Genomic DNA, 26,058 nt, shown 5'->3' with positions numbered 1-26,058 from the left:
TGCCAAACCCAGTTTGGGTGAGTTGAAGGAGGCAAAAAAAGGGAGAAGGCGCTAGCCTTCACTTTTCTATTTTCAGTGAGGGTTTTTAAGGATTCTTTAAATCCTGTCTTGGGAGGTTTGCCAAACCCAGTTTGGGTGAGTTGAAGGAGGCAAAAAAAGGGAGAAGGCGCTAGCCTTCACTTTTCTATTTTCAGTAAGGGTTTTTCAGGATTCCATAAATCCTGAAATAAAAATTGAGCGGAAACAATATCCGGTTACTGCCGCTGTGGACGAATCTAAAACCACTTCATGATCCTTACACATTGTGGGGCCGGACCGTTCCTTACCATGAACGAATCGGATCTTCAATCCTCCGAAAGACTACCCAAACAACCGGTTTCGATGGTGAAACTTTTAAGGATGCGTATTGCCATTGGGTTAAATTCTTGGGAGTCCCGGTAGTTTGGAATTCCTTGGGAAAGGACTTCGAATTTAAAGGGTGATTCGATTTAAACCAAAATCCAAAAAGAAAAAGCCCGAATATTTTATTCGGGCTTTTTTATGCGTCTTTTAGCGAAAGGTTTAATTCTTGATCATTCCTTGCCCTTCTATCCAAGGGGCCCCGGTTTTCTTCAGATCACTTTCAAGTGCCGGAAGTGTTTCGTTGACGATAGGCAGTAATTTGCTTTTGACCGTCTTAAGTTGATTTTGTACACGGTTCAAGAACCCTTTATGCTCCGCTGTTGGTCCGTAGGTATTTCCTAAAGCCCTCCAACTGATTGAATTGCCTTCACTCGCCGTTGGGTTTGAACGTTCGCCGATTTCCCCTTTGATTTTGTCGCCATGAAGCACTTTGTCGATATCCAACAAGGTGTTTTTAACTTCATGTAACCGTACATAAAGGTCATCAGAAGGCGATGTCGCTTTATTCAAGGCCCTTAACATGGCATCAACAGTTTGCTGACTGGTTGACAAGGCGATGTTAGTTGCCGTCAAGTCTTGTTGAAATGCGAAAGCGGTTTCCCGGAACGAATCCATTTCCTCAAAGGATTTTCTAGGCAATGCCCCTTCGAACAAGGGGGTTACTTTGAAGGTTTCCGGTCCCTGTAATACGGTATTGACACCATCGACCCGTTTCACCAAAGTCACTGAATACTCCCCGGGAGTAACCATTACGCCACCCCTACGGAAACCTCTTCTCCCTTCTGGAGCCTGTAATCGCTCTCCGCTTTTACTTGGATACGTTAAATTCCAATTCACCCGGTTAAAGCCTTTTTTGTTCGTACCCTTTACGGTATTGACTACGTTTCCATTGGCATCTTTTATCACTAAAAGTAGCGATGGCCCATCTTGTCTGCTTTCCGCTTCAAGGGCATCCCACCCAGGGAATTTTGCGGCAACCTCTTTTTCTTTATCCCTTCTGATATCGGTTTTTGATTTAAGGTTGTCGCCCATAAAATAGGTGAAATTAGCCCCGAACGGAGGGTTTTTCGCAATATACTCGGCATCACCCTGACTGCCCACCCTGCTCGATTGGGTATACCAGTCTACCGGTTTAACGGGATAGAGCTTTACTTCGGAAGCATCCATGTTCGCATCAAAATCACGCAAGGGCGAGATATCGTCCAAAATGAATATGCCCCGGCCGAATGATCCGGCGACCAAATCATTTTCACGTCTTTGTATGGTGATATCCCGAATAGGAATAGTTGGCATTCCACCCTCTAATTCCATCCAATTTTTACCTCCGTTTAAGGTGACATAAACCCCGAATTCGGTACCGGCGAATAAGAGGTCCTTTTTGACGTGATCCTGCACCAGCCTCCATATCAACAGCCTACTAGGAAGATCGCCGTTGATCAACGACCAGGTTTTTCCCTTATCGGTACTCTTTATGATGTAGGGTTTATAATCGCCATACTTATGGTTGTCCAAGGCCGCATAAACAATATTGGCATCGAATAGGTCGGCGCGAACATCGTTTACGAACGGGGTTTTTGGCAACCCTTTGATGGTGTTCAACGTAAATTGTCTCCAATGGGCACCTCCATCTTCCGATACTTGGATAAGGCCATCATCGGTACCGGCGTAAAGCAACCCTTCTTGTTTCGGTGATTCGGCCAAAGAAGTAATCGTATTGTAATTGGACATGGCGCCAATATCCCAGGCATTGTCCCAACTTTGGGAGGTACCGTAATAGGGGAAGGTCATTCTTTCCTGGTTCAGGGTGAGGTCACCCGAAATCGGTTCCCAGGAATCCCCCCTGTCTTCGGATTTCCAAACCCGTTGTGAAGCAAAATATAATCTTTTCGGATTGTGTGTACTTACCAGAATTGGAGCATCCCAATTATAGCGTTCAAAGGGATCCCCTTCCCTTGCTTGGGGTTGGATGAAAACGGTCTCCTTGGTCTTACTGTCGATCCGCCATAAAACGCCTTGTTGGAACTCCCCGTAGGTAATATCAGGGTTTCCCGGCTCTGTAGCCGTTTGTGCCCCATCTGCCCCAAGGGTTTTCCACCAATCGGCATTTGCAATGCCATCGGAACTGATGGTTCTCGAGGGTCCCCCTTGGGATCCATTGTCCTGTGTGCCCCCATAAACATTGTAAAAAGGTTCGGCATCATCTACCGCAATTTTGAAAAATTGGGTAATGGGCAGGTTACTTATATATTTCCAGCTTTCCGTATTGTCAAAACTTTCATATAAGCCGCCATCGGTTCCGATCAATAGGTAATTGGGGTCCGATTTCTTAAATACCAGGGCATGGCTGTCACTATGTTGGTTTGACCTACTCATAAAGGTAAAGGTCTTTCCGTGGTCTGTTGAAACCAACGCACTGTTATTCATGAGGTATAAGGTGCCTTCAGTATGTGGTGAAGCGATTAATTCCTGATAATAGTGGGGTCCGGTTCCCCCTGAGACGGCATCTGATTGTTTCGACCAAGATGCACCTCCGTTCCAAGTAATATAAACACCGCCCGTTTTTCGATCCAATTCAATGGCCGCATAAATAACCTGTGAATCGAAGGGCGACATGGCCAAGCCGATTTTACCGAGGTTCGATTTGGGGATGCCATTTTTAAGCGGTTCCCAGGTTTCCCCTCCATCGATACTTTTATGAAGTCCTGATCCAGGGCCACCCCCTAAATAACCGGCAACCGTCCGATGTCTTTGCCAAGTAGCGGCATAGAGAACATCCGGGTTGTGCGGGTCGATAAGCAAATCGGTGGCACCCACCCATTCGGCATCCCCTAAGGTGCGTTTCCAGGTTTTTCCACCATCGGTGGTTTTAAAAACCCCACGGTCTCCCCCTTTACTCCATAAAGGACCTTGGGAAGCCACCCAGACGATATCGGGATTGTTGGGATGTACGATGATTTTCGATAAGTGGTCGGAATTTTCCAATCCCATATTCTTCCATGTCTTCCCATCGTCATGACTTACATAGATGCCATCACCAAAACCGGCATGCCGGCCTCCGACATTTTCACCGGTTCCGACCCAAATGGTATGGGGGTTATTGGGGTCAATGGTCACACAACCCATGGAATAGGAGGTTTGATCATCGAAAAGGGATGTCCAAGTGGTTCCGGAATTCGTCGTTTTCCAGACCCCACCCGAACCAACGGCTACATACCAAATGTTTTCATTTTCAGGATGAATGGCGATATCGGCGATCCTGCCAGAAGTCAATGCCGGACCGATATTCCTGAATTCCAGTCCCTTCAACGGGTTTTTGGACTTTTCCTGTGCCCTTAAAGGAAAGGCTGTACAGATTGTAAATAAACAGAGTAAGGATAACTTGACAATGGTTTTCATTTTAAGGTTGGTTTTAGTGGTTTTGTCAGTACGATTCCATCCTATGATGAATCAGGTTAAAACTACAAAAAATGAAGCTAAATGTTATCGCTTCAGTGTTATTGCGATTAGGATTAACTTTTGATTAACATAAGGGGTTCAACAGACAATATGTGGTAGACCAAAAAGGGTACGACCTACATTCACATTAAGAGTTCTAGTTGAACGAAGTGAGTGGGAAATTTGTCGAACGTCTGGGTTCCTATTTAGTCGACGATTCGGTAAACAGGATATTGTAAATGGGCTTTTTCGTAATACTTGCTGTGTTTATGTATCCAATCCAGTTGGGCATACCAATTAGTCGCAAAATCCATTTCCCCTGATTTTTTAGCGGCGAATGCAACGTACAATTCGGGATCATCGGCCAGTACTTCCAATGCCTTATCTTCCCAAACATAAGGGGAGAACCCTTCCTTTTGTTGCAGAACGGTGTCGAAAAAATTCCAGTTGAAAAAAGAATCGGGGGCTTGTGGTTCCAAGGTTTCGATCAAATATCGAAACGCCTTTTGCCTGGTATAGACCAAGTAATCCCCTTTGGCGAAGTTAACCGTACGCACGGATTTTTGAATTTGGGTGCCATAATGCATATAGTGGCCTTCATACGGCGTTTTCCTGGTTTCATAACTCAGTATGTTGTATGACTCAACGGTTATGGTGGTGTCTTTTTCAAGCAGGGTCATTTCAACCGCGTTGAGTTTCAATAGGTCAATGACGTTCCACCAACCTTGGGGTATCATATAGGCTTTGGGAACATCGACTTCAACAGTGGGTTTAAAATGATTTTGATAGGTTACTTTTTTGGTAAATGGTTTTGAACGGTCATACTTCAATCGATCCAATCCGGTGATTTCACTTTTTTTGATTTCACCTTCAAATCCCTTAAAGTCCAAAATCGAGGTTTTTGTAGCGTCAACTTCCCAATCCAAGGCATAGGTTTTCCGGTCTTGAATTTCAAGAGAAGCGTTTTTTCGTAATTCGGCTATTGTCTCGCCATTTTCTTCGGTAATTTCCATCATGCTTATCATAAGCCCATAAGTGCCTTCAACCCTTTGTTTATAGGGTTTGAGCATGTGGGTTTCAACCATCATCCCTAGGGTGTTGAACAGTGTGGTGTACCCCGAGGAATAACGGGGATAATCCATAAACTGGGAAAATCCCAAGTCGGGCACGCGATTGAAAACATTGACATAAGGGGTAATGTCCCAATCTTTTTCGGCCAATTTTTTTTCTAGTTGTGGCATCATTTTCGTATGAAGATAATGGCCTAAATTGCCTCCAAGTTTGTTGTGTTGTGTAAATAAATGGGTAAGGGTGTACTGGTAATCGGCACCATTACTGACATGGTTGTCAATAAAGACATCCGGTTCGACCAAATGAAAGATCCGGGCAAAGGTTTGTGCATTTTCAGTGTCACATTTTATAAAGTCCCGGTTTAGGTCGTAATTTCTCGCGTTACCTCTAAAGCCGTATTCCTTGGGTCCGTTTTGGTTGGTTCGGGTAGTTGAATTACGGTTTAGGCTACCGCCGACATTGTAGACGGGAATCGTGGCCAAAACAGTATTCTTTGGGGGCGATATGTGTCCTTGAACCAAGTCCCTAAAGAGCATCATCGTGGCATCGATACCATCGGGTTCTCCGGGATGGATTCCATTGTTGATCAAAATAATGCGTTTGTTTTTCCGTATTTCGGAAAAATCGAACACTGCATCCGGATTATAGGTAACCAAGTGAAGGGGTTTGCCAGCATCGGTTTTGCCCATGCTATCAATCGAAATTTCAGGATAAGCTTCGGCCAGATCATTATAATATTTTATAGTTTGCCGGTATGTGGCTGTTTCTGACCCTCCGGTTTTCTCGAAATGCGTTTCAAAATCATAATCCGGGTTTTCATTTGGGGATTTACAGGCTACCGCAAAAAGTAAAATACATAAGATTCTTTTCATAAATGATGGTTGGTATATGTTATAAAACTACAATTTTTTCGGATAATCGATTTTGGTTTAAAGTACTTTGAAAGGCAGGCACACGCCTTTTTGGAATATTTGGTCCGAGGTCTTTTTTGTAATTTGGTTAAAACCCTCCGTCCTTGCTTATAATTGAAGTTCCCTACTTGACTTTCGGTCTTTTTTGTGGTACGGACTAGGATAAGGACCATGGGTATTGCTGGATTGAAATCCTTTAGGGTACAATTCATTGGATTTCAGTTTTTAAGGGGCTGTGGATTAAGATAGACCATTCAGAAAAGGGGGTAATTGGGCTGAATAATTTAAACAATGGTGTTCGATAAAACCAAGAAACCCCTAGATATTGTTCTTGTCGCTATACCATCTTTTGAGCCATTTAGAAATCCCCTCCAAGCCGGGATAAATAATTCTTTCGGTAATATTCGCTTGATCGAGCTTATCCCTAATTTCCCATTTTAAACCTGAAGGGATAATCACTTTTTTCAAATATTTGGGATGCTTTTTAAGCCACTCCAAAGGATTGGAATCGGGATCCAACATAAATGAGAATAGGGCGAATTGGTTTATGATACGATCATCAATGGAGGGGGGTTCGAAAAATATCATGGTATTTGCGTTCCTATCTGAAAAATCGTATAGTTCCTCTAGGGAATTGCCTATCGTTTGTTTCAGTTCCATAGAACTGAAATAGAATATGTCTTTATTGAAAATAGGCGTTTTAAGTTCTTCGGGCAGTTGTTCCCTAAGTCCTATATAGTTTACCATCCAGATGGCCCCGTCGACATCATAGGTACTCATGTCTTCCGTTAAAAAATGTAATGCTACATTGGGGGAGTGCGTCCAGTCGATAAGTCTGGTGGGAAGTCCGTGGTGTTGCCCTAAGGAAATCCAGTTCCAAAGGTTGTTATAGTCATCTGTCAGGGTGTTTATCGGGGAGTATTTCTTAAAGTTTCTGATCATTGTGCCCTCAACCTTAGAGGGTTTTCTTCCCATCCTTTGCAGACTGGGCTCCAATCCGAATTCGGCGTTATGAACGCCCCTATACGCATAAGGGGATCTGAACCTATCTATTTTATGGTCCTTTTCATTGAATAAAAATTCCTGGAGTTCTATCCAATTCCTGGGCTCAAATAACTCGAAATCTGTCATTTATCTAATATAATTTTATACTGAAACCTTTTTAGGCCTCTATCTTTATCTTCAATCCTGAAAACCGTTTCAATGGTTTTTCTAAGTACAATTCGTGGCGGTCATTTGACCTTGACCTTAATTTGTTCGCGAAGGCGAATGACCCCTTTGTTTTGAAAGGGGTATTGAAAATGGATACCCATTTTCTTTTTCCCCAAAACATGCCGGATGCTTTTGTCTGATGGTCAATTTTAGTTGCTTCCAAAGTCCATGGATCGAGGAAAACATCCAGTGACCCTCTTCTGTAAATTCCCAAAACCCATGGTGCCCTTACAGCATATCAAAATAACAGAATTTGTATATTATTTCTTAAAAATAGGTATTATAATTGAGTTAATTTTTTGTCGGGCATAGGCGGTTAAAAAACCTTATCTTGATGTGCTGAGGCTTATTTGAACATGGGGAATGGTTGGTAAAGTGATTCAGGGCGGCCTAGGTGAGACCCGATAATGGGTTTCATTCTTGCTTTTGACTATCGTTTATTGCAATATTATAAAGGGGTAAGACTTAAAATGAGGTTGTTTTCATACCTTATAAGGGTACTTATTGTCTTAATTATCATGAAATTGCCACTGGCGAGTCGGAAAAAATGATTGTTGGCAAAAGATTATGATCAATGTCATGATTTGGTTGAAACGTCTCTCGTAAATTAGTACTTTAACAATTCAAGTTTCAAAATTTTGGTTGATGAACATTAAGAAAGATAAAATTAAGGAGCTGATCACCCAAATTGAGGCGATAATTGTTGCTATAAAAGGTGAAGAGGCAGATGCAGAGGCGGTTTTGGAACAGATTCATCCGGATTATCAAAAAAGCGCCAGAAATTTAATCCATTACAATGCCTTTAGAAAGTTTGATTTGCGGGTTATTCAAAAGCAGTTACAGAATCTGGGATTGACGAGGCTTGCCAAGGCAGAAGGCCATTTAATGTCGAGCTTGGTAAAGACCAGGTTTATCCTTTATAGTTTAATCGGCGAAAAACCTTCAAAGGATTCAAAGGCCGGGCTATCCATTAAAAACGGTAATCGGCTGTTGACCAGCCATACCAAGGCATTACTCGGGCCCTGTTCCGAAGGAAGAAGGGTTCGTATAATGGTAACCCTACCGACCCAGGCGGCACATGATTACCAAATGGTCCATAACATGGTGTTGAACGGGATGAACTGTGCGCGGATCAATTGTGCACATGACAATCCCCAAACCTGGGAGAAAATCATTCAAAATGTAAAAACGGCCGCTAAGGCCCTGAATAGAAAGGTCAAGGTTACGATGGATCTTGCCGGACCAAAAATCAGGACAGGCAATATTACCCCTGGTCCAAAAGTCCGTAAGTTTTGTCCCAAACGCAATGAAAGCGGGGTGGTGGTTTTTCCCGCACTTTTGGTATTGGTCCCGGAACTTAACGATACGTCAGAGCCTAATGCTTTGCCTGTGGGTTCGGATTGGTTACAACAATTGGAACTTGGCGATAAACTGGTCCTTACCGATACCCGCAACAAGCGACGTAAATTCAAAGTGGTCGAAATAGGTGAACAACAGGTGTTGTTGCATGGTACCAAAACGTCCTACATACGTACCGGAATGGTCTTAAAATGTGTGAATCGTACTATTGCGGATGGCGTTGTAGGTGAATTACCGGAAATTGAGAAGTCGATCCTATTGCGGACCAACGACATGCTAACCATCACGAAAGGGGGTACATTGGGCAAACCTGCAAAATTCGATGAAGAAGGGAAACTTGTTGAACCGGCAAGTATATCGTGTCAACTCCCAGAGGTTTTTGATAAGATCAAGAAAGGGGATACGATTTTATTCGATGATGGTAAGATCGAAGGTCGTACCGAAAGTATCCTTAAGGACCGTATAGATGTACGTATTGTACGCGCCAATGAAAATGGATCCAAATTAAAGGCGGAAAAAGGGATGAACTTTCCCAATACCATGCTGGGGATAAGCGGATTGACAGAGAAAGACAAGATTGATCTGGAATTTATAGTACAACATGCCGATGTGGTCAATTTTTCATTTGTCAATTCAAAAAAGGATGTTGGGGAATTGTTGGCCGAATTGGAAAAATTGAATGCGATAGACAAATTGAGCATTATTTTAAAAATAGAGACCCGATTCGCTTTCGATAACCTATTTGAGATTCTTCTTTCTGCCATGAAGGTTAAATATGTAGGCGTAATGATCGCCCGTGGTGACCTTGCGGTAGAAACAGGTTGGGATGCCATAGGAAAGGTACAGGAAGAAATATTGACCTTATGCGGTGCCGGCCATGTTCCCGTGGTTTGGGCTACCCAGGTTTTAGAGAGTTTCGCTAAAAAAGGTTTGCCTTCCAGGGCGGAGATTACCGATGCCACAGCCTCCCTTAAAGCCGAATGTGTAATGCTGAACAAAGGGCCGTATATCAATGATGTCCTTATTTTGTTGAATAAAATCCTTTCCCATATGGAGCAGTTCCATGAGAAAAACCAAAAAATGCTCCCTAAGATGGAAAAGTTATGAATACGACGGATTGGTTTCAAAAAGCTATTGTCTACCAAGTATTTATCGATCGGTTCAACGGCTTTGAAAAGACGGAAAACAAACCTGCATTTCTCGGCGGAAATTTAAAAGGAGTATTAGGGAAACTCGATTACCTTGAGCGTTTGGGAATCAACGTAATCTGGCTTTCACCCTTCTATGAATCACTGAATTACCACGGCTACCATATCACTGATTTCAAAAAAGTGGATCCCCATTTCGGCACAGAAGGGGATTTGAGGAATTTGATCGAGGAAGCCCACAAGAGAGGACTTTATATTATTGCGGATTTTGTCCCGAACCATTGTTCGTACCAACACCCCTTTTTTCAAGAAGCATGTAAAAATAAAGACAGCAGGTATTACGATTGGTTCATTTTCGATCATTGGCCAGACACATATCGTTGTTTTTTGGACTTTGGGGAACTTCCCAAAATAAACCTCGACAATGCTGAAGCAAGGGACTATATGATCGATGTGGCCGATTATTGGATGTCCTTGGGTCTCGATGGATATAGAATTGACCATGCCATAGGCCCATCACATAAATTTTGGAAGAAATTCAGGAAAATAATGAAGGCACGTTATCCACAAGGCGTGTTTATCGGGGAAGTTTGGTGTGAAGGGTTGGATAAAAAACTGATTAAGACCACGGGATTGAGACATAAAACACTGAAAAGAAGGTTTGGGATATCCCAAGAAAAAATCCAACTTGAATATGGTCGTGAATTGGATGGGGTGTTGGACTTTGCGTTGAGGAATTTGGTCGTGGAAGCGGTAGGGAATGGAGTCGACCTGTTATCGGACAAAAACCTGAACACTAAAATAGAAAAACATATTGGGAAAATATCATCCGATTATTTTATGGTGACGTTTTTGGATAATCACGACATGGATCGGTTCCTATTGCTCTGTAATGGGGATGTCCGGGTTATGTTACAGGCTTTTGAACTGTTGTTTTCCCTCGATCTTCCCGTAGTTCTCTATTATGGGACCGAAAATTGTCAATACAATAAAATCCCCGTCAACGCGGCAATTCCCCATTCCGACCTAGCGGTTAGGGCGCCATTCGATTGGAACGCCATTAATATGGAATTCGTAGACGGGTTCAGGAATTTGGTGGCAAAATATCGAAATCGATAGCATTTTTATCTTGGAAATGAATAGGCAAATTTTAAAAGGTTCGACTTTCCCGATCGGATCATCCGTCATGGCCGATGGGGTCAACTTCAGTATCTTTTCAAAGAACAGTACGGCGGTGGAGCTGTTGTTGTTCAATGATCCTGATGATGCCCAACCCAATGAAACGATAACGCTCGATAAAGAAATCAATCGAACGGAATCGTATTGGCACGTTTTCGTTCCAGGTCTTAAAGCCGGGCAAATTTATGCCTATCGGATGTATGGTCCGTTCAATCCGGAACGGGGCTATCGTTTTGATTCCCAAAAAGTGTTGCTAGACCCTTATGGCAAGCTCGTTATTATCCCTAAGGCCTATAAACGGGAATATGCAACCCGACCCGGAAACAATGTAAGTAGTGCCCTTAAAAATGTGGTGGTCGATACCGGTACCTATGACTGGGAAGATGATGTCTTTCCAAGACATTCCTTTACACATACCATTATCTATGAATTGCATGTCAAAGGGTTTACCCAACATCCCAATTCAGGAATAGTAGGGGAGAAGCGGGGAACCTATGCGGGGTTGATTGAAAAAATACCCTATTTAAAAGATTTGGGGATCACTGCTTTGGAATTCTTACCTGTCTTCCAGTTTGATGACCAAGATGCACCACTGGGTAAAAAAAACTATTGGGGCTATAGTCCGGTTTCCTTTTTTGCCCCCCATAGGGCCTATAGTTCCCGAAAAGACATTATGGGGCCTTTGGATGAATTCCGGGATATGGTCAAGGCCTTGCACAAGGCCGGCATAGAGGTCATCCTCGACGTGGTATACAACCATACCGCTGAAGGGGGGCAGGAGGGGCCCACGTTGTGCTTTAAGGGAATAGAGAACAAGGCTTATTATATCCTTGGTTCCGAAGGGGCTTATAAGGATTATTCGGGTTGTGGAAATACGATCAATGCCAATCATTCCATAGCACGTCGCATGATTTTGGATAGCCTGCGTTTTTGGGTTTCTGAAATGCATGTTGACGGATTCCGTTTCGATCTTGCCTCCGTATTGTCAAGGGATGAGTTCGGAAACCCCCAACAGAATCCACCCATTCTATGGGAAATCCAATCGGATCCCATTTTGGCTGGGACCAAATTGATCGCCGAAGCTTGGGATGCGGCAGGTCTGTATCAGGTGGGAAGTTTTGTAGGGGACAAATGGAAAGAGTGGAATGGTAAGTTCAGGGACGATGTAAGGAGTTTTATTCGGGGAGATCAAGGAACGATATCCAATTTTGCTTCTAGAATACTGGCCAGCCCGGATCTTTTTGGCCAAAGGAACCTACCGGCAGATACCAGTATTAATTTTATTACCTGTCACGACGGGTTTACCTTAAATGATCTGGTCAGTTATAATGAAAAACACAATTGGGAAAACGGGGAAGGTAACCGTGACGGCACAGACCACAATCTCAGTTATAATTTTGGCGTAGAAGGGCCGTCCGATGATCCAATCATTGAGCGGCAAAGGGAACAGCAGATAAAGAATTATTTGGCGGTTACGCTTCTTTCCTACGGTACGCCGATGATTTTGATGGGCGATGAGCTACGCCGAACGCAAAAGGGCAATAACAATGCCTATTGCCAAGACAATGAAATCAGTTGGTTCGATTGGGACCTACTTAAAAAAAACGAATCCCTGTACCGATTTGTCAAGGTTTTGAACGGGTTTAGGTTAAATACCGAATTGAGCGTGGATGATAGGACACTTTCTTTAATGGAATTTCTACGGACCAAACGACGAATAAATTGGAGTGGTGTACGTTTGGGACAGCCTGATTGGAGTTTTACATCGCATAGTTTGGCAGGTACCGTATGGTCCGATAAAAAAGATACCGTTTTATTCCTGGTATGTAATGCCCATACTGAAGAGCTGGATTTTGAGATTCCGGACACCAATGATTTCAACCAGATGAATTGGTTTCGCATTATCGATACTTCCCTGCCTTCCCCAAATGATATTGTCCGTTTGGAAAATGCGGAAATTGTTGAAGGGGACACTTATCCCGTGAAGGCAAGATCCGTGGTTTTTCTCATTGCCCCTTCCGATTCTTGGCTAACCGATTTTTATGCTAGGATTTGATTCTTCCAAATTTCCTTGGTATGGCGAATAGCCTAAAAGAAAAATCACATAGTCCGTATTTTATTTCTTGAAAGGTGCAATGGTTTGGTATTTAGGTTTTTAGGTTGGGTTAGCATTGTTTTTGGATGTCAATGGGCTTTTTTTTTTCAATTGGCGCATTATTTCCAAAGGGTTAAAAACATGGTGTAAAGGGTAGCGTTATGAAATAATTATAATACTTTCGCGCCTTGAAATTTTAACCGACCAAAGATAGCAGTCAAAATAAAATGCTGTTATAAACAATCAATAATACTGAATAGGAAATCCATGAAAAAGTTATTACCAATCACCACAATTTTCTTACTTCTTTTTACCACGAATATGTTTGCACAGCGTTGGTATGTGCGGGCCGGAGGTGGCTATTCCGGAGAGTTTGCAAAAACCGAATTCAACAATACCGATCCAAACGGTATCACAGGAATCGAACAATCCACAAAAGTTACCGTGAATGACGATGGTACCGCGACTATTGAATCTTTGAATGGTACCGTAGGGGCCGGGTATAAGTTTTTTGTGACCGGGGGCTATATGTTCAATGATTATTTTGGTGCCGAGATGGGGCTTAATTATTTTAAGGGGGATGAAACGTCGGTAGGTCAATTGACCACTTCCTCGGTACAGTCCAAGGCAACTACTTATATCGAAGGGGTCGATTTAAATCCGGGCATTTACTTAACGCCGAAATTCCCGAAACTGAATCCGTATTTACGGGCCGGTTTTTTATTGACCGTAGGGGGTACTTTGACCATAGATACAGAGGTGTTGCAGATCGATGGGGGTGGTGATGGTACCGATATCCTGGTAAATGCGGAATCCGAGGTCAAATCCAAATTCAGTGTCGGATATACGGGAGCCTTTGGAGTTACCTATCCCATCAATGATAAATTCAGCATTTTCGGGGAATGGGAGTTTAAAAGTTTTACGATTAAAAGTAAATCGGCAGAAATCAAGAAGTACACCACTTTTGCCGTAACCGATGGGCAATCATCACTTGTTTCGGGTGAACAGTTGGAGGATCTTACCACATATGAAAAGGAATTCATTTTCAGTGATAGCTATACCGAAAGCTTAACAACGGAACCCAATGAGGACGAACCTAGGGAAATTCCTACCCAGTATGTTAATGCGAGTGGAATGGGATTTAACTTGGGAGTTCGTTATTCATTCTAAAAGAACGATTTTTAAAAGGTTGCCATACTTTAAGTAAAGCATCGGTTTCAACATGGCCAGTTCCTTGATTTGCGATATGGTGAAGGGCCATTTATTTCAGGAAATGGTTTGTTTATCGCTCTAAACAGCGCTGTACTATATATTGGGCAGTGAATTAGGTAGGGGTGTTTACCGTTAGCGTAAAAGGATTATCCCTCTTGGATGGAATTTGGAATATCCTTAACCGATGTCATGTATTTCTTTTGTAGGTAACTGAATCGAAGGAAGGCAACGACATACCCTAGGAGCAATAAGACCAGTAGGTGAACGATCAAATCCGAGTACAAGTGATGGTCGACTCCCATGATGGCATGTCTTTTGATAAATTCGAAAAAAGGCTGTAGCGGAATAAGTTTGGAAACCAACTGTAATAGTAATGGCATTTGATCAAGCGACCATGTTACCCCTGTAATCAGAAATACCGGATACGAAGTAAAGGCCATGATTTCCATGGCTATGACTTGGGAACTGAAAAAAGAAGAAATAAACCAGCCATATAAAAGGGTTGTGGTCAAGAATATTGATGATACTGCCAATAAGGTAATGAAATTGCCATGTATGGGTAAATCAAAATAAGGAAAAGCCACCGAAAAAGTGAACAGCATATAGGCCGCATATAGGAATAGATAAAAGCCCAGTTTACCCACGATATAGTTAAGGAAGTTTTGATTACTTTCTTTAAACGCAATTTGCATGACCTGCTTTTTTCGGTCCGAAGCCACGCTTTCCGAGAGCCCAATGAGCAAGGTTTGATGCAGGATAAGAAGCAATAGGACGGGTAATAAAAAGTTCCCGTAATTATTGGTCGGGTTATACACCGCATTCACTTGTGAAACAATGGGATTGGCCTTTAATTCCGCAAGGGAAGGATTGATCCCATTCGATTCAAAGTACTTTTGGCGTGAATCCAAGGCATACTCCATGGCGACCAAGTTAACCGCCTTGTTGATGTCATTGGAAGATAAGAACTTTGTATTGTTCAAGATAAGTCCAATAGGGGAGCTTTCATTTTTCTTGAGCTTTTTTTCAAAATCCTTGGGAATACTCACGATCCCTTGCACTTCAAATTTGGATAAACCGTCCTTAGCTTCGGAAAGATCGGTGTACGCATGCGTAATAGCGACTTTTTGTGTCGCATCGATCTTGTTTAAAAACGACTTACTGCTCTTCGTCAAGTCTAGATCTACAACCCCTATGCTTACTTTTTCCTCATCCTTTTTTATATAGGTAGAACCCATCAATATAAAATAGAGTAATGGGGCGGCCAATAGTACCAATAAGATACTATGGTCGTTGACGACCAGTTCGGCTTCCTTTTTCACTGATTTCCATATAAGCCTTGGATTCATGCTACGGTTGTCTTTTGGGAAATGAAAATTTTGTTCTTATTGATAATGAGTCCGATCGATATCATCAGTAATCCTAATAAAAGGAATAGCAGGAGTTTCCATACTTCGGGCCAAATAAAGCTCAAAGGCGTATCTATCTGATAGAGTTTGAGAAAGGCCGTTAAAAAATGGGTATAGGGTATGATTTGGGCGTATAGGGTATTCAACCAAGGCATGGCCCAAATAGGAAATGTGAAACCACTGAATATAAAAGCAGGGGAATTGTAGAAAATGGCAGCATCGAGGGCAATTATCTCATCCTTGACAATCAGTGAAAGTCCGAATCCCAGTAAGATATTGGCACTGATAAAAAGCAATACCAAGGCCAATAGGTGCATAAGGTTTCCGTATATGGGAATTCCGAAAATCGGAAAAATAATAGCGAATATCAAACCACACAGACTTAGGCCATAGACCATAAAAGCAAAATATTTACCCAATAACATCGCAGTAATGCTACCTTCGGAGAGGGAGAATAATTGGGAGTAGGTATTTTTTTTCCATTCATGGTTGAAAGCCCTGGATGCGGCAAGAAATAGGATCATTTGTAGCAAAACGGTCGTCAATCCGGGAAGTAAATAATAAACATAGTTGTATTGGGGATTTCCCAATACCCTGGTATTGATGGCTATGGGGAGGACCGTTCCCAAAATTTTGTTCGGATTGATGCCTAGAGGGGCCATTCTTTTCGCAACGATGGCACCGCTCAGACTTTGTGTTACTTCCACCGCGGATTTATATAAAAGGTTTCCGAATACAATATTGGTCGAATTCGTATAAATCCGAACCTGTGTCGGTGCGTTTTTTAGAATATCCTTATAGAAATCCTTTGGGATATAAAACACCCCTTGTACATCTTTCTCCACAAAGGCATTCTCAATGGCATCGGTAGCCGATAAATAGGTAGTGACCTTAAGGTTGGGGGAGGACTCCAAAAATCGAATATAAGTACGGCTTAGGGTACTGTTGTCGTTATCGTAAACGGCTATTGGGACCTCCCTTAAAGCTCCTTTATAGTAAATGGCCCCCAAAACCAGGAATACCACGATAGGGATGATTATAAAAAGGTTCCTTATCGATTTTTGCTGAGCCAATCGCAGCAACTCCCGCTTAAATACACGATATACAGGCCATGTCTTTAGCATAACGGCTTATTTGTATATCTGAATGGACATGCCAGGACGCAATTCCGCTATACGCTCTTGGGGTTTAAGGTGCACTTCAAAGGTCTTTAGCTCATATTGGCCTTTGGCCTTTACGGGTACCCAGGTGGCGAAATCGGCCATTGGGGAGATAAAGGTTACTTTAAATGTTACTTCCTCATTACCCAATCCGGGTACCTTGGCCTTAAGCGTTTGATCCATTTTGAAATCTGCCAGTTTATCTTCCCTAATATTGAAGATGGCATATATTTTTTCCGGCCTTTGTATGGTAACGATAGGATACCCGGCAGCCATCACTTCTCCCTCCTCGGCTATTTGATTGCTTATTATTCCGGAAGTTGGGGCGGTAATTTGCAGTTCATCGTAAAAGGCCTCAACTTCTTTATAAGCCCCTTTTGCACTTTCATAACTGCCATAGGCCGCTTTGATATCTTCCTTTCTTGCCCCACTTTTTGCCATTTCCCAAATGGATTTCGCCGCATTCATCTGTTCTTTTGCTGCGTCATATTTAAATTGGAGCTCGTCCATCTCCTGTTTTGAAATGATGTGGTCGGCATATAAGGCTTGATACCTTTGATATGTTTTTTCGGCAAAGTCGAACTGGCTTTTCGCCATTTGGTATTGGTTTTTCAGGGCATTTATTTCCTCCGTCCGCGCGCCGAATTCGGCTTTGTCGACCAAGGAGCGGGCTGCTTTGACCATGCCTTCTGCCTGCCCTTTTTTCGCATCGAGTATATCGGGCTCCAGAGTGGCCAATACCTGTCCCTTTTCTACGGTCTGTCCTTTTTCAATTACGATGGTATGCACCCTGCCGGCAATCTCCGAAGACACATTGACCTCTGTGGTTTCCAGTATCCCCGAGTAAATTTCGGGTTTGGGGATATTGGCACGAACGATAAAGAATACAATTGAAAACAGGATGATCAGTAAAGGTATACCTAAGGTTATGGATGATTTTTTCACGGTCGAACTTATTTACTTAAGATTTGAATTATATTTTCTGGTTCCCCAATCGCGGTATATAGGTTGGCGATGGCTTTATAATAACCGTCCAAGGCTACCAATTGCTCTACTTTCGATTTTTCAAATAATAGGGAAGCATCGATAACATCGATGGATTTGCCAAGGCCTTCTTCAAAGCGTCGCTTGTTTATTCTAAGGTTTTCCTTGGCCAGTGCAACAGTGGTCATATGGCTTTTATATAATTTCTGTTGGTTCAGGGCATTGGTATAGTTGCTCTTGACCAAAAGGAGAATTTGCTGGTTGGCATATTCTTTTGCATTTTCCACTTCCTTTTGTAAATGCTTACTGGCCTTTAAATTGTTCACATCCTTAAAACCATTGAAAATATTGATTTCCGCTTGTACCCCTACAATGAATTTAGGGGGAATTACGGTTAAGTCTTCCCGAAACATATTATAACTGCCGAAAGCCGCGACATTGGGCATGAACTTCGCTTTCTCAATGGCATGGGCTTGTTTGGCCATTACCTCTTTCTGTTCTATCAACTCGAGTATGGGCTGCTGTGTATAGGCTTTGTTGAGTAGGGCATCAAAATCAAGGTAAACGTCCCGGTATGCCAGACTGTCCATTACCTTGAACTGAATTGAGTCCGGTAGATTCATGGTAGCCCGCAAAGCCATTTCTGCCAATTGCATTTTATTACGCTCATTGTCAAGATCCTTTTCAGCATCGGCAACCGCCACTTGTGCCCGTAATAGGACATGTTTGGGTAGGATCTCCAATTGGATGGCCCGTTCGGCCTGTTCCTTATGTTTAAGCATGCCTTCATAAATTTGTTGCCGTACTTTAATGACCTGTTGCAATAGCACGACGTTCAAATACCGTTCAATGAGTTCGTTGGCAATTTCATCCTTTACCTGATTAAGCGCTATGTCTGCCGATTGTAGTTCCGCTTTGGCGTACTTTTTTGCAGCAATGATCTTTCCACCCGTGAACAAGGGTTGCGTGGCGGTAAGGGCTGCCGTAAGGAATTCCTGGTTGTCTATGACCATATTGGAATAATCCGGAAATTGCCCTAGGACACTGACCATTGTGCTATAGGCGCTTTCGGCACTCACGTCCGATAATCCGATCTGATCCCCATAAGCCTCCACAAATGCCGCACTGTACAGACCTCCTAATTCGTCTAATGAACTTGACATTTGGGAAGAGTTCATCTCAATGTTTTCACTAAAATAGGTGTATCCCCCCATCAGGCTGATGGAAGGAAGAAAATTTCCTTTTGCTGCCTTGTCCTCGTAGATTTTCTGTTTTACACGTTCCGAATAACGCTTGATCTGCTCGTTGTTCCTGTAGCTTAAGTCTAATGCCTCTGCAATACTTATTTCCTGTTCCTGTCCGTTTACATGAGTTGTAAATGCAACCATGACCAATAAATACAGAATTGTTGTGAATTGGGGGTGGGATAATTTCTTTATGCAACGATTCATTGGAATATAAAAATGTGAAATTACGATTTTCGCTTTCAAAGATCAGACGATAAGTAAATAATATTCATGACTTATGTCATAATATTTTGAGTATAAAATACCATAGGATCATGACTCGGCCTTTGTCAAAAAAACCGAATGATCCTACACGTAACCAACTAAAGAACCTATGGTATTTAATCCTACCTTTTTCATTGGAATTTTTAGAAAGTGGAAACAATTTGACTTTTCGGATAGGGTCGTCGCATTATGGCCCCAAAGGGTAATACAATTAGTCGGTATAAAGGTTTATACAACCTATTTTCACTGGTTTTTAAGTAAAATGCGGATATTGAAAACAAAATTATATGAAATTTGCCATACAATGGCTTTTATAAGTGAACCATTGGGGCGATCTTTGGTCTTGCCTGTTGGCAGGGAATAATCAGGAATATAAAAAACATCTTTACTATGGCCGCACAAAAGGAGGCAACGCTTGTAAAACGGGTATACGGCATTACTTCGGACGATAAATCCGTGGATCTTTATACCTTAAGGAACAAAAACGGGATGGAAGTGGATATCATAACCTATGGAGGGCGTATTACCAGGATATCCGTTCCTGATAATAATGGGGATTTCAATAATGTGGTCTTGGGCTTCGATACCTTGGAACAGTATGAAAATGAGAATCCGTTTTTTGGTGCCTTGGTGGGCCGTTATGGGAATAGGATAGCGAATGCCGAATTTAAATTGAACGGCACTACATATACCTTGGCGGCCAATAATGGCCCCAATTGTTTACATGGGGGTATAAAGGGTTTCGATAGAAAAGTATGGCAAGCGACGGAAGGTGAAAAAGGAGGGGGCGTTTCATTGCAACTTAGCTGTTTTAGTAAGGATATGGAAGAGGGTTTTCCCGGGAATCTAACCTGTAACGTTACGTATACACTTACCGAGGATAATGCCCTGGAGGTAGCCTATGGGGCCATCACGGATAAACCTACCGTTGTAAACCTCACACAACATAGTTACTTTAATCTTTCCGGTGATTTTTTAACCCCCGTTCTTCAACATGAGGTTACCTTGGATGCGGACAAACTTGTTCCTGTTGATGAAAATTTGATTCCGACAGGCGAATTCATGAAAGTAGCCGGGACCCCGTTCGATTTTAGGTCGCCTAAGGCCATCGGGAAGGATATCGATGCAGACCATGGCCAGTTGGAAAAAGGTGGGGGCTATGATCATTGTTGGGTATTGAACGATCAAGATTCCGGATTGCGTACCGTAGCGACCGTTTCTGAACCCAAAACGGGGAGAACCATGGAAGTAGCCACAACGGAACCCGGAGTGCAATTGTATACCGGTAATTTTTTGGATGGCACCCTCCCTATCCCGGGTGGGGGCGTATATGGCAAAAGAAGTGGGTTTTGTTTGGAGACACAACATTATCCCGATTCCCCGAATCGGCCTGATTTTCCGACCACCGTATTGAACCCAGGGGAAAATTATACCACGGTGACTTCCTTCAAATTCAATGTGAAATAAGGGGTGTAAACGTATTGCCGAGGGTTAATTTTAAACAGCGATAGTCGAAGTTGTCTAACGGCTACACCATGACGTGGGCACATGGTTTTTACCCAGGAGACCTACTTTTAGAAGGATGTTGGTAAATTAACAAAATGTTATATATTTGGGTAAACCGACAAACGTATAATGTCCAAGGTATTACGACTCCTTTTTTTATTCGCATCACTATTGGCCTACAATAGTTCAGTGGGCCAGTCTAGCATAAACGGAACAGTGGAAAATGAGAACGGGGAGCCTTATGTAGGGGCACATGTTCTTCTTTTTCCGAAAGGGTATTCGACCTCCACCGATGATCAAGGTAGATTTGAATTTGCCGATCTGGAAGCTGCGGAATATCTTTTGACCATAACTTATTTGGGAACAAAGAACCATTCGGAAACGGTTGTTTTAAAAGGGGAAGATGTCCAACTGCAGGTATTATTGAAGGATGATGTGCTGGCCTTACAGTCCGTTGTCGTAACCGGCTCTTTCGAACCCCGAAGCAAGCTTTCATCTGCTACCTCTATAAGTACCATGGAAACAAATGGGTTGGGAAAAGGCTATTTTAGGGGTACGGCAGATTTATTGAATTCCATTCCAGGTACTTTTACCGATGCATCGGCGGGAGAAGTGTTTACCAGAGTCCATTCGCGGGGCATATCCGCTTCCGCTGAGGATGACATGGGCTGGTACTATGTTTCGCTTCAAGAAGACGGTCTGCCCATAGGTTTGGTGCAACATTCGTATTATGCCCCCGATATTTTTCATAGGACCGATATTTTTACGGCAAGGGTCGAGGCTATTCGGGGGGGTAGTGCGGCAATTACGGCACCCAATGCGCCTGGAGGAATATATAATTTCATATCCAAAGGCCCTAACGATATTTTTGGAGGGGAAGTCAGGCTTCAAGGGGGACTCCAGGGGGAAAATAATCCAATGGCCAGAATTGATGGTCGGGTTAGCGGTCCGTTGGGGAAGGATTGGTTTTATAATGTGGGTGGACATTATCGAAAGGATGAAGGGGCCCGCAATACCGATTTCACGTTTAGCAAGGGTGGACAATTGAGGTTCAACCTACTGAAGAAACACAAAAAGGGGTTTGTCAAGTTTTATGGAAAATTCCTGGATGATTTTACGAATAGATATACAGGGGTGGCTGCGACCAATTGGGACGATCCCGTAGCGGCCTTTGGTCAGGATTTCAATACAACGGCTTTACTTATGCCTGCATTTACGGCAAATGTACCCGACGGGAGGAATTTGGATGGTGGGGGAACGAACCTTTTCGACCCTTCACAAGGGGTTCATGCCCAGGATAAGGCCTTCGGAGCGGCTTTGTTACAGGATTTGGGTAAAGAATGGTCTTTCAGCTTCAATCTGAAATATTCACACAAGAATGCGAATTGGCAGACTTCCATCAGTAATGCTTATGTCTCTTTGAACGATCCATTGGCTTATTTTATTTCCGGAGCCCAATTTCCTATTGGTGAAGTGGTTTTCAAAGATGCGGTTTCGGGGGTTGAAATGGCACGTGTGGACAATAGCTGGATCTTAATTGGGGAGCCTTTTCAATATGTTGGGTCGGGTACATTGCCCTATGATGGGATCATGGGGATAGCGGCTTGGTTAAAACAGAACCGTAGCGATGAATGGATGAACAATTTTACCCTCAGAAAGGTAATGGAGGATCATGACCTTAATTTTGGGATGGATTTCGGAAGGGCGAGCACTTCCCTATTTACACAAGGCAGCTTTGGTTTTGTGACCTATGAGGCCAATCCACGTATGTTGCAGGTAACCCTTGAAAATCCGGACCAACCTGTGCTCGATTTGTCGGATTCAAATGGGTTGAGCAATTACGGGGGGTTGTTCTTTGACAACGCCCAGGCCGATATTGATCAGACGGCATTTTTCGTGAATGATCTCTGGGAATTCAGTGAACATATGCAATTGGATTTGGGGATTCGATATGAATATATCGCGCATAAGGGAGGAAAGGATCAAGCAATCCCTTATGAAAATGAAGGAGGATATGATGGTAATGCAACTACCGAATACGATAACGGTATTCTAATGTCCTCCGGAGAACGGGACTCCTTCGATTTTAAATATGACTACCTATCTTTTTCTACGGCATTGAATTATACGGTAAATGAACAGATGGATGTTTTTAGCCGTTTTTCATCGGGCAACAAGGCTCCGGAAATGAATTACTATTTCAATAATTTTTCAGGGGTGCCCATAAATCAAAAAGGGGAAGTTCAGAAAATAAACCAACTCGAACTGGGTTTTAAAGGACATACCCGACAATTTTCTGCCATTGGAACGGTTTTCTGGAGCCAATTAAAGAATGTGGGAATTGCGGATTTTCAATTTGACTCCGAAGCGGGAAGCGTATTTTATGCCCCGGTCCAAGTCAATGATACGCGTACCATTGGTATGGAATGGGAAAGTGCCTATTCACCTTTATTGAATTTGGCCTTTACCTTTAATGGGGTGGTCCAAAATGCAAAAGCCACGAAATGGACGGTCTATGATGCTGCAGGTACCGTGGATATGGCCGATGATGGTATTTTGGATTATTCCGATAACGAATTGGCATTTAATCCGGCCCTAAGGTTCAATTTAGGGGTTAACTATCATAAGGAACGATGGAGTGGCTTTTACAAATGGCAGTTTATGGGCGAACGGCAAGGAAATGTTGCAAATACGTTTCAATTACCGGCCTATAGTATTTTTAATATGGGGATCGGTGTTGAGATCATCGAGAACCTTTCAGCGAACCTGGAAGTGACCAATCTGTTCAATTCAGCGGGGCTTGCCAATTTCGCTGGGCCGAATAGTTTTGGTGCGAGTGCCAATTCCGCTACTGCAGCATATATTCAAGCCAACCCTGATGCAAGTTTTATAGTATTTCCCGTACTGCCGAGAGGCTCCTATTTGACTTTGGATTATAAGTTCTGAGTCCCTACTTTTTCGGATCTAGCGAAAATCAACTACGTTTTCGGAGTTCAAGAATTAGCGTTCATGATAATTTTTGAACCCCAGTAAGGGGTGTGTCCAAACCGTTTACAAATGCCATAACAACCATGTTTGCCGTTATTTATGTCATTTTGAAAAGGTATCGTTTATTCCTTTCCAGAGCCTGTGTTTCCATAAATACGAAATCGTTATATGATCGTAAAAACCCAGGAAGAAAGATCGGAAATACAATAAAAACAAGGGCTATCCCTAAAGTGGCACTATGAGGTTTTTGATGTGGATATCTTTGTAAATAGTTTTTCCGGTCTTGGTAAACTAAAAAACAATAAAAAAAGGTAGATTTGTCTGAATTTTTTTTAGCGAAAATTTAATTTAAAAGACAAACTGATAACTCTTAGAAAAAACATCGAATGAACAAAGAAATTAATCTGCAATCGGCTGATAATATTAGGGCTTTGGCAGTAGCAATGGTTGAAAAGGCGAATTCTGGCCATCCTGGAGGGCCAATGGGAGGTGCCGATTTCATGCACATTTTATATTCAGAATTTTTCAACTTTGACCCAAGTGATATGACTTGGCCGTTCAGGGACCGTTTCTTTATGGATGCCGGTCATTTGTCCACTTTGATGTATGCACAATATTATTTGTTGGGGAATTATTCGAAAGACGACGTTTCCAACTTTAGACAATGGGGTTCCAATACCCCTGGCCACCCAGAAGTGGATGTGGCTAGAGGTATCGAAAATACGTCCGGTCCGTTAGGACAAGGCCATACCATGGGTATTGGGGCGGCTATAGCTTCAAAATTCCTTCAGGCCCGTTTTGGGGATTGGATGAACCATAAAGTATATGGGTTCATTTCCGATGGAGGCGTACAAGAGGAGATTTCACAAGGAGCAGGTAGGATTGCCGGGCATTTAGGGTTGAATAATTTCATCATGTTCTATGATTCCAATGATGTACAATTATCCACAATGACCGATGAGGTGACCACTGAGGATACCGAAATGAAATATAAGGCTTGGGGATGGAAGGTAATCACTATCGATGGTCATGACCACGATGCGATTAGAAAGGCATTGACCGAGGCAAACGCCGAGACCGAAAAACCCACGTTGATCATAGGAAAAACCATAATGGGTAAAGGTTGCGTAACGGCAGACGGCAGTATGTTCGAAGGTCATTGCGAACTGCACGGCCAGCCTATCGGGCATACCGGTGCGGATTATGAAAAGACACTTCTGAACTTGGGTGTAAACCCCAGCGAACCTTTTGAGATACTACCAGAGGTAAAAGCGTTCTATTCGGATATTCTGGAAAAGAAGAAAGCCGATGCCAAAGTGAAAAAGAGTGAGATCGATGCCTGGAGAAAAGAACATAGTGAATTGGCCGATAAATTGGATCTTTTCCTTTCCGGTGAATTGCCAGCGCTCGATTTTGGATCTGTTGTCCATAAAGACGGATTGGCCACGAGGGCGGCTTCTTCAAATGTCTTGGCCTATCTGGCAGAGAATGTGGAGAATATGATCGTGTCCTCTGCGGATTTATCCAATAGTGATAAAACCGATGGTTTCCTAAAGAAATCAAAAGCCTTGAAAAAAGGGGATTTCTCGGGAGCCTTTTTACAGGCCGGGGTAGCGGAATTGACCATGGCGTCGATTGCCAACGGTATTGCCCTTCACGGGGGTGTAATCCCTGTGGTAGCAACGTTCTTTGTTTTCTCCGATTATATGAAACCGGCCATCAGGTTGAGCTGTATCCAAGAATTGCCGGTTAAGTTCGTATGGACCCATGATGCCTTTAGGGTAGGGGAAGACGGACCAACGCACCAGCCCATCGAACAAGAGGCGCAAATACGTTTGTTGGAAAAATTGAAAAACCACAGTGGGGATTCGAGTTTTGTTGCATTGCGCCCTGCTGATTCCCAAGAAACAAGTGTGGCTTGGAAAATGGCTATGGAAAATAAAAAGACCCCGACCGGCTTGATACTTTCAAGACAGGGCATCAAAGATGTACCTGCAAAATCGGGATCTAGGTATGCCGAAGCTTTAGGGGCTGAAAAGGGAGGATATCTCGTAAAGGAAACCCCAAATCCGGATGTGGTCTTCGTAGCCAATGGGTCGGAAGTATCCACCTTGATAGAGGCTGCCGAATTGCTGGAAGAAAAACAGGATTTGAAAATCAGTATTGCTTCAATTCCTTCCGAAGGAGTCTTCAGATTGCAATCAAAAGCGTACCAAACCAGTGTGATTCCTGAAGGAGTTCCTGTTTTTGGACTTACTGCAGGATTGCCGGTGAACTTAGAGGCTTTGGTAGGGGAAAATGGTAAGGTTTTCGGATTGGATCATTTCGGATATTCTGCACCGGCAAAGGTGTTGGACGATAAATTCGGGTTCACGGGAGAGAAAGTGTACCATGAAGTCCTCGACTTTTTGAACAAGTAACCGAGAATTGAATGATTTTAAAATAAAGCGGTTTGGGTCAGGTACCCAAACCGCTTTTT

At 42.9% G+C, this 26,058-nt stretch carries 14 protein-coding genes; 7 read left to right on the top strand and 7 right to left on the bottom strand.

The annotated features are described in order from the left end of the window. Positions 1-561: 561 nt before the first annotated feature. From PHU20_RS03375 to PHU20_RS03365, 3 genes are all read right to left on the bottom strand, one after another. Positions 562-3,798, bottom strand: coding sequence for a WD40/YVTN/BNR-like repeat-containing protein (locus PHU20_RS03375; protein ID WP_274823929.1), 3,237 nt, complete (start codon positions 3,796-3,798; stop codon positions 562-564). A 245-nt stretch (positions 3,799-4,043) separates the two neighbouring features. Then, positions 4,044-5,780 (bottom strand): M14 family metallopeptidase, encoded by a 1,737-nt coding sequence (locus PHU20_RS03370; RefSeq protein WP_274823928.1) that lies wholly within the window; start codon positions 5,778-5,780, stop codon positions 4,044-4,046. Between the two features lie 357 nt (positions 5,781-6,137). Beyond that, entirely contained in the window at positions 6,138-6,950 is an 813-nt protein-coding gene (locus PHU20_RS03365; RefSeq protein ID WP_274823927.1) for an FRG domain-containing protein, read from the bottom strand. Between the two features lie 726 nt (positions 6,951-7,676). On the opposite strand from PHU20_RS03365, the gene PHU20_RS03360 reads away from it, so the two are divergent. The 4 genes from PHU20_RS03360 to PHU20_RS03345 all read left to right on the top strand — a co-directional run bounded on the left by PHU20_RS03360 (position 7,677) and on the right by PHU20_RS03345 (position 13,982). After that, positions 7,677-9,497: a pyruvate kinase gene (locus PHU20_RS03360; protein ID WP_274823926.1), complete on the top strand. Its 1,821-nt coding sequence runs from the start codon at positions 7,677-7,679 to the stop codon at positions 9,495-9,497. Beyond that, positions 9,494-10,657 (top strand): alpha-amylase family glycosyl hydrolase, encoded by a 1,164-nt coding sequence (locus PHU20_RS03355; protein ID WP_274823925.1) that lies wholly within the window; start codon positions 9,494-9,496, stop codon positions 10,655-10,657. Before PHU20_RS03360 ends, PHU20_RS03355 begins: the two co-directional genes overlap by 4 nt. A 16-nt stretch (positions 10,658-10,673) precedes the next feature. After that, the gene (gene glgX / locus PHU20_RS03350; protein WP_274823924.1) at positions 10,674-12,773 is read left to right on the top strand and encodes a glycogen debranching protein GlgX; all 2,100 of its coding nucleotides are present in this window, start codon (positions 10,674-10,676) and stop codon (positions 12,771-12,773) included. 306 nt (positions 12,774-13,079) lie between these two features. Then, positions 13,080-13,982, top strand: coding sequence for an outer membrane beta-barrel protein (locus PHU20_RS03345; RefSeq protein ID WP_274823923.1), 903 nt, complete (start codon positions 13,080-13,082; stop codon positions 13,980-13,982). A gap of 188 nt (positions 13,983-14,170) precedes the next feature. On the opposite strand, the gene PHU20_RS03340 is transcribed toward PHU20_RS03345, so the two are convergent. The 4 genes from PHU20_RS03340 to PHU20_RS03325 are packed head-to-tail and all read right to left on the bottom strand — an operon-like array spanning position 14,171 to position 18,962. Continuing rightward, positions 14,171-15,370: an ABC transporter permease gene (locus PHU20_RS03340; protein ID WP_274823922.1), complete on the bottom strand. Its 1,200-nt coding sequence runs from the start codon at positions 15,368-15,370 to the stop codon at positions 14,171-14,173. After that, the gene (locus tag PHU20_RS03335) at positions 15,367-16,554 is read right to left on the bottom strand and encodes an ABC transporter permease (protein ID WP_274823921.1); all 1,188 of its coding nucleotides are present in this window, start codon (positions 16,552-16,554) and stop codon (positions 15,367-15,369) included. Before PHU20_RS03335 ends, PHU20_RS03340 begins: the two co-directional genes overlap by 4 nt. Before the next feature lie 6 nt (positions 16,555-16,560). Beyond that, positions 16,561-17,535 (bottom strand): HlyD family secretion protein, encoded by a 975-nt coding sequence (locus PHU20_RS03330; protein ID WP_274823920.1) that lies wholly within the window; start codon positions 17,533-17,535, stop codon positions 16,561-16,563. An 8-nt stretch (positions 17,536-17,543) separates the two neighbouring features. Next, a complete protein-coding gene (locus PHU20_RS03325; protein WP_274823919.1) occupies positions 17,544-18,962 on the bottom strand; it encodes a TolC family protein in 1,419 nt (472 codons plus the stop codon). Positions 18,963-19,475: 513 nt separating this feature from the next. Between PHU20_RS03325 and PHU20_RS03320 the strand changes: the two genes are divergently transcribed. From PHU20_RS03320 to PHU20_RS03310, 3 genes are all read left to right on the top strand, one after another. Continuing rightward, positions 19,476-20,552: an aldose epimerase family protein gene (locus PHU20_RS03320; RefSeq protein ID WP_274823918.1), complete on the top strand. Its 1,077-nt coding sequence runs from the start codon at positions 19,476-19,478 to the stop codon at positions 20,550-20,552. A gap of 168 nt (positions 20,553-20,720) precedes the next feature. Then, complete coding sequence (locus tag PHU20_RS03315; protein WP_274823917.1) at positions 20,721-23,537, top strand: TonB-dependent receptor; 2,817 nt, start codon at positions 20,721-20,723, stop codon at positions 23,535-23,537. A 428-nt stretch (positions 23,538-23,965) separates the two neighbouring features. Then, a complete protein-coding gene (locus tag PHU20_RS03310) occupies positions 23,966-25,999 on the top strand; it encodes a transketolase family protein (protein ID WP_274823916.1) in 2,034 nt (677 codons plus the stop codon). The last annotated feature ends 59 nt before the right edge of the window (positions 26,000-26,058 follow it).

It is taken from the genome of Maribacter polysaccharolyticus, assembly GCF_028882255.1.
Taxonomy (GTDB): domain Bacteria; phylum Bacteroidota; class Bacteroidia; order Flavobacteriales; family Flavobacteriaceae; genus Maribacter_A; species Maribacter_A polysaccharolyticus.
This window is presented reverse-complemented; position numbering and strand designations above follow the sequence as displayed.

Bases quoted from the DNA above. Each gene is read 5' to 3' on its own strand.
- PHU20_RS03325 (WP_274823919.1), bottom strand. From the start codon at position 18,962: ATGGTTGCATTTACAACTCATGTAAACGGACAGGAACAGGAAATAAGT.
- PHU20_RS03340 (WP_274823922.1), bottom strand. From the start codon at position 15,370: ATGAATCCAAGGCTTATATGGAAATCAGTGAAAAAGGAAGCCGAACTG.
- PHU20_RS03335 (WP_274823921.1), bottom strand. From the start codon at position 16,554: ATGCTAAAGACATGGCCTGTATATCGTGTATTTAAGCGGGAGTTGCTG.
- PHU20_RS03310 (WP_274823916.1), top strand. From the start codon at position 23,966: ATGAACAAAGAAATTAATCTGCAATCGGCTGATAATATTAGGGCTTTG.
- PHU20_RS03355 (WP_274823925.1), top strand. From the start codon at position 9,494: ATGAATACGACGGATTGGTTTCAAAAAGCTATTGTCTACCAAGTATTT.
- PHU20_RS03320 (WP_274823918.1), top strand. From the start codon at position 19,476: ATGGCCGCACAAAAGGAGGCAACGCTTGTAAAACGGGTATACGGCATT.
- PHU20_RS03345 (WP_274823923.1), top strand. From the start codon at position 13,080: ATGAAAAAGTTATTACCAATCACCACAATTTTCTTACTTCTTTTTACC.
- PHU20_RS03360 (WP_274823926.1), top strand. From the start codon at position 7,677: ATGAACATTAAGAAAGATAAAATTAAGGAGCTGATCACCCAAATTGAG.
- PHU20_RS03315 (WP_274823917.1), top strand. From the start codon at position 20,721: ATGTCCAAGGTATTACGACTCCTTTTTTTATTCGCATCACTATTGGCC.
- PHU20_RS03375 (WP_274823929.1), bottom strand. From the start codon at position 3,798: ATGAAAACCATTGTCAAGTTATCCTTACTCTGTTTATTTACAATCTGT.
- PHU20_RS03365 (WP_274823927.1), bottom strand. From the start codon at position 6,950: ATGACAGATTTCGAGTTATTTGAGCCCAGGAATTGGATAGAACTCCAG.
- glgX (WP_274823924.1), top strand. From the start codon at position 10,674: ATGAATAGGCAAATTTTAAAAGGTTCGACTTTCCCGATCGGATCATCC.
- PHU20_RS03370 (WP_274823928.1), bottom strand. From the start codon at position 5,780: ATGAAAAGAATCTTATGTATTTTACTTTTTGCGGTAGCCTGTAAATCC.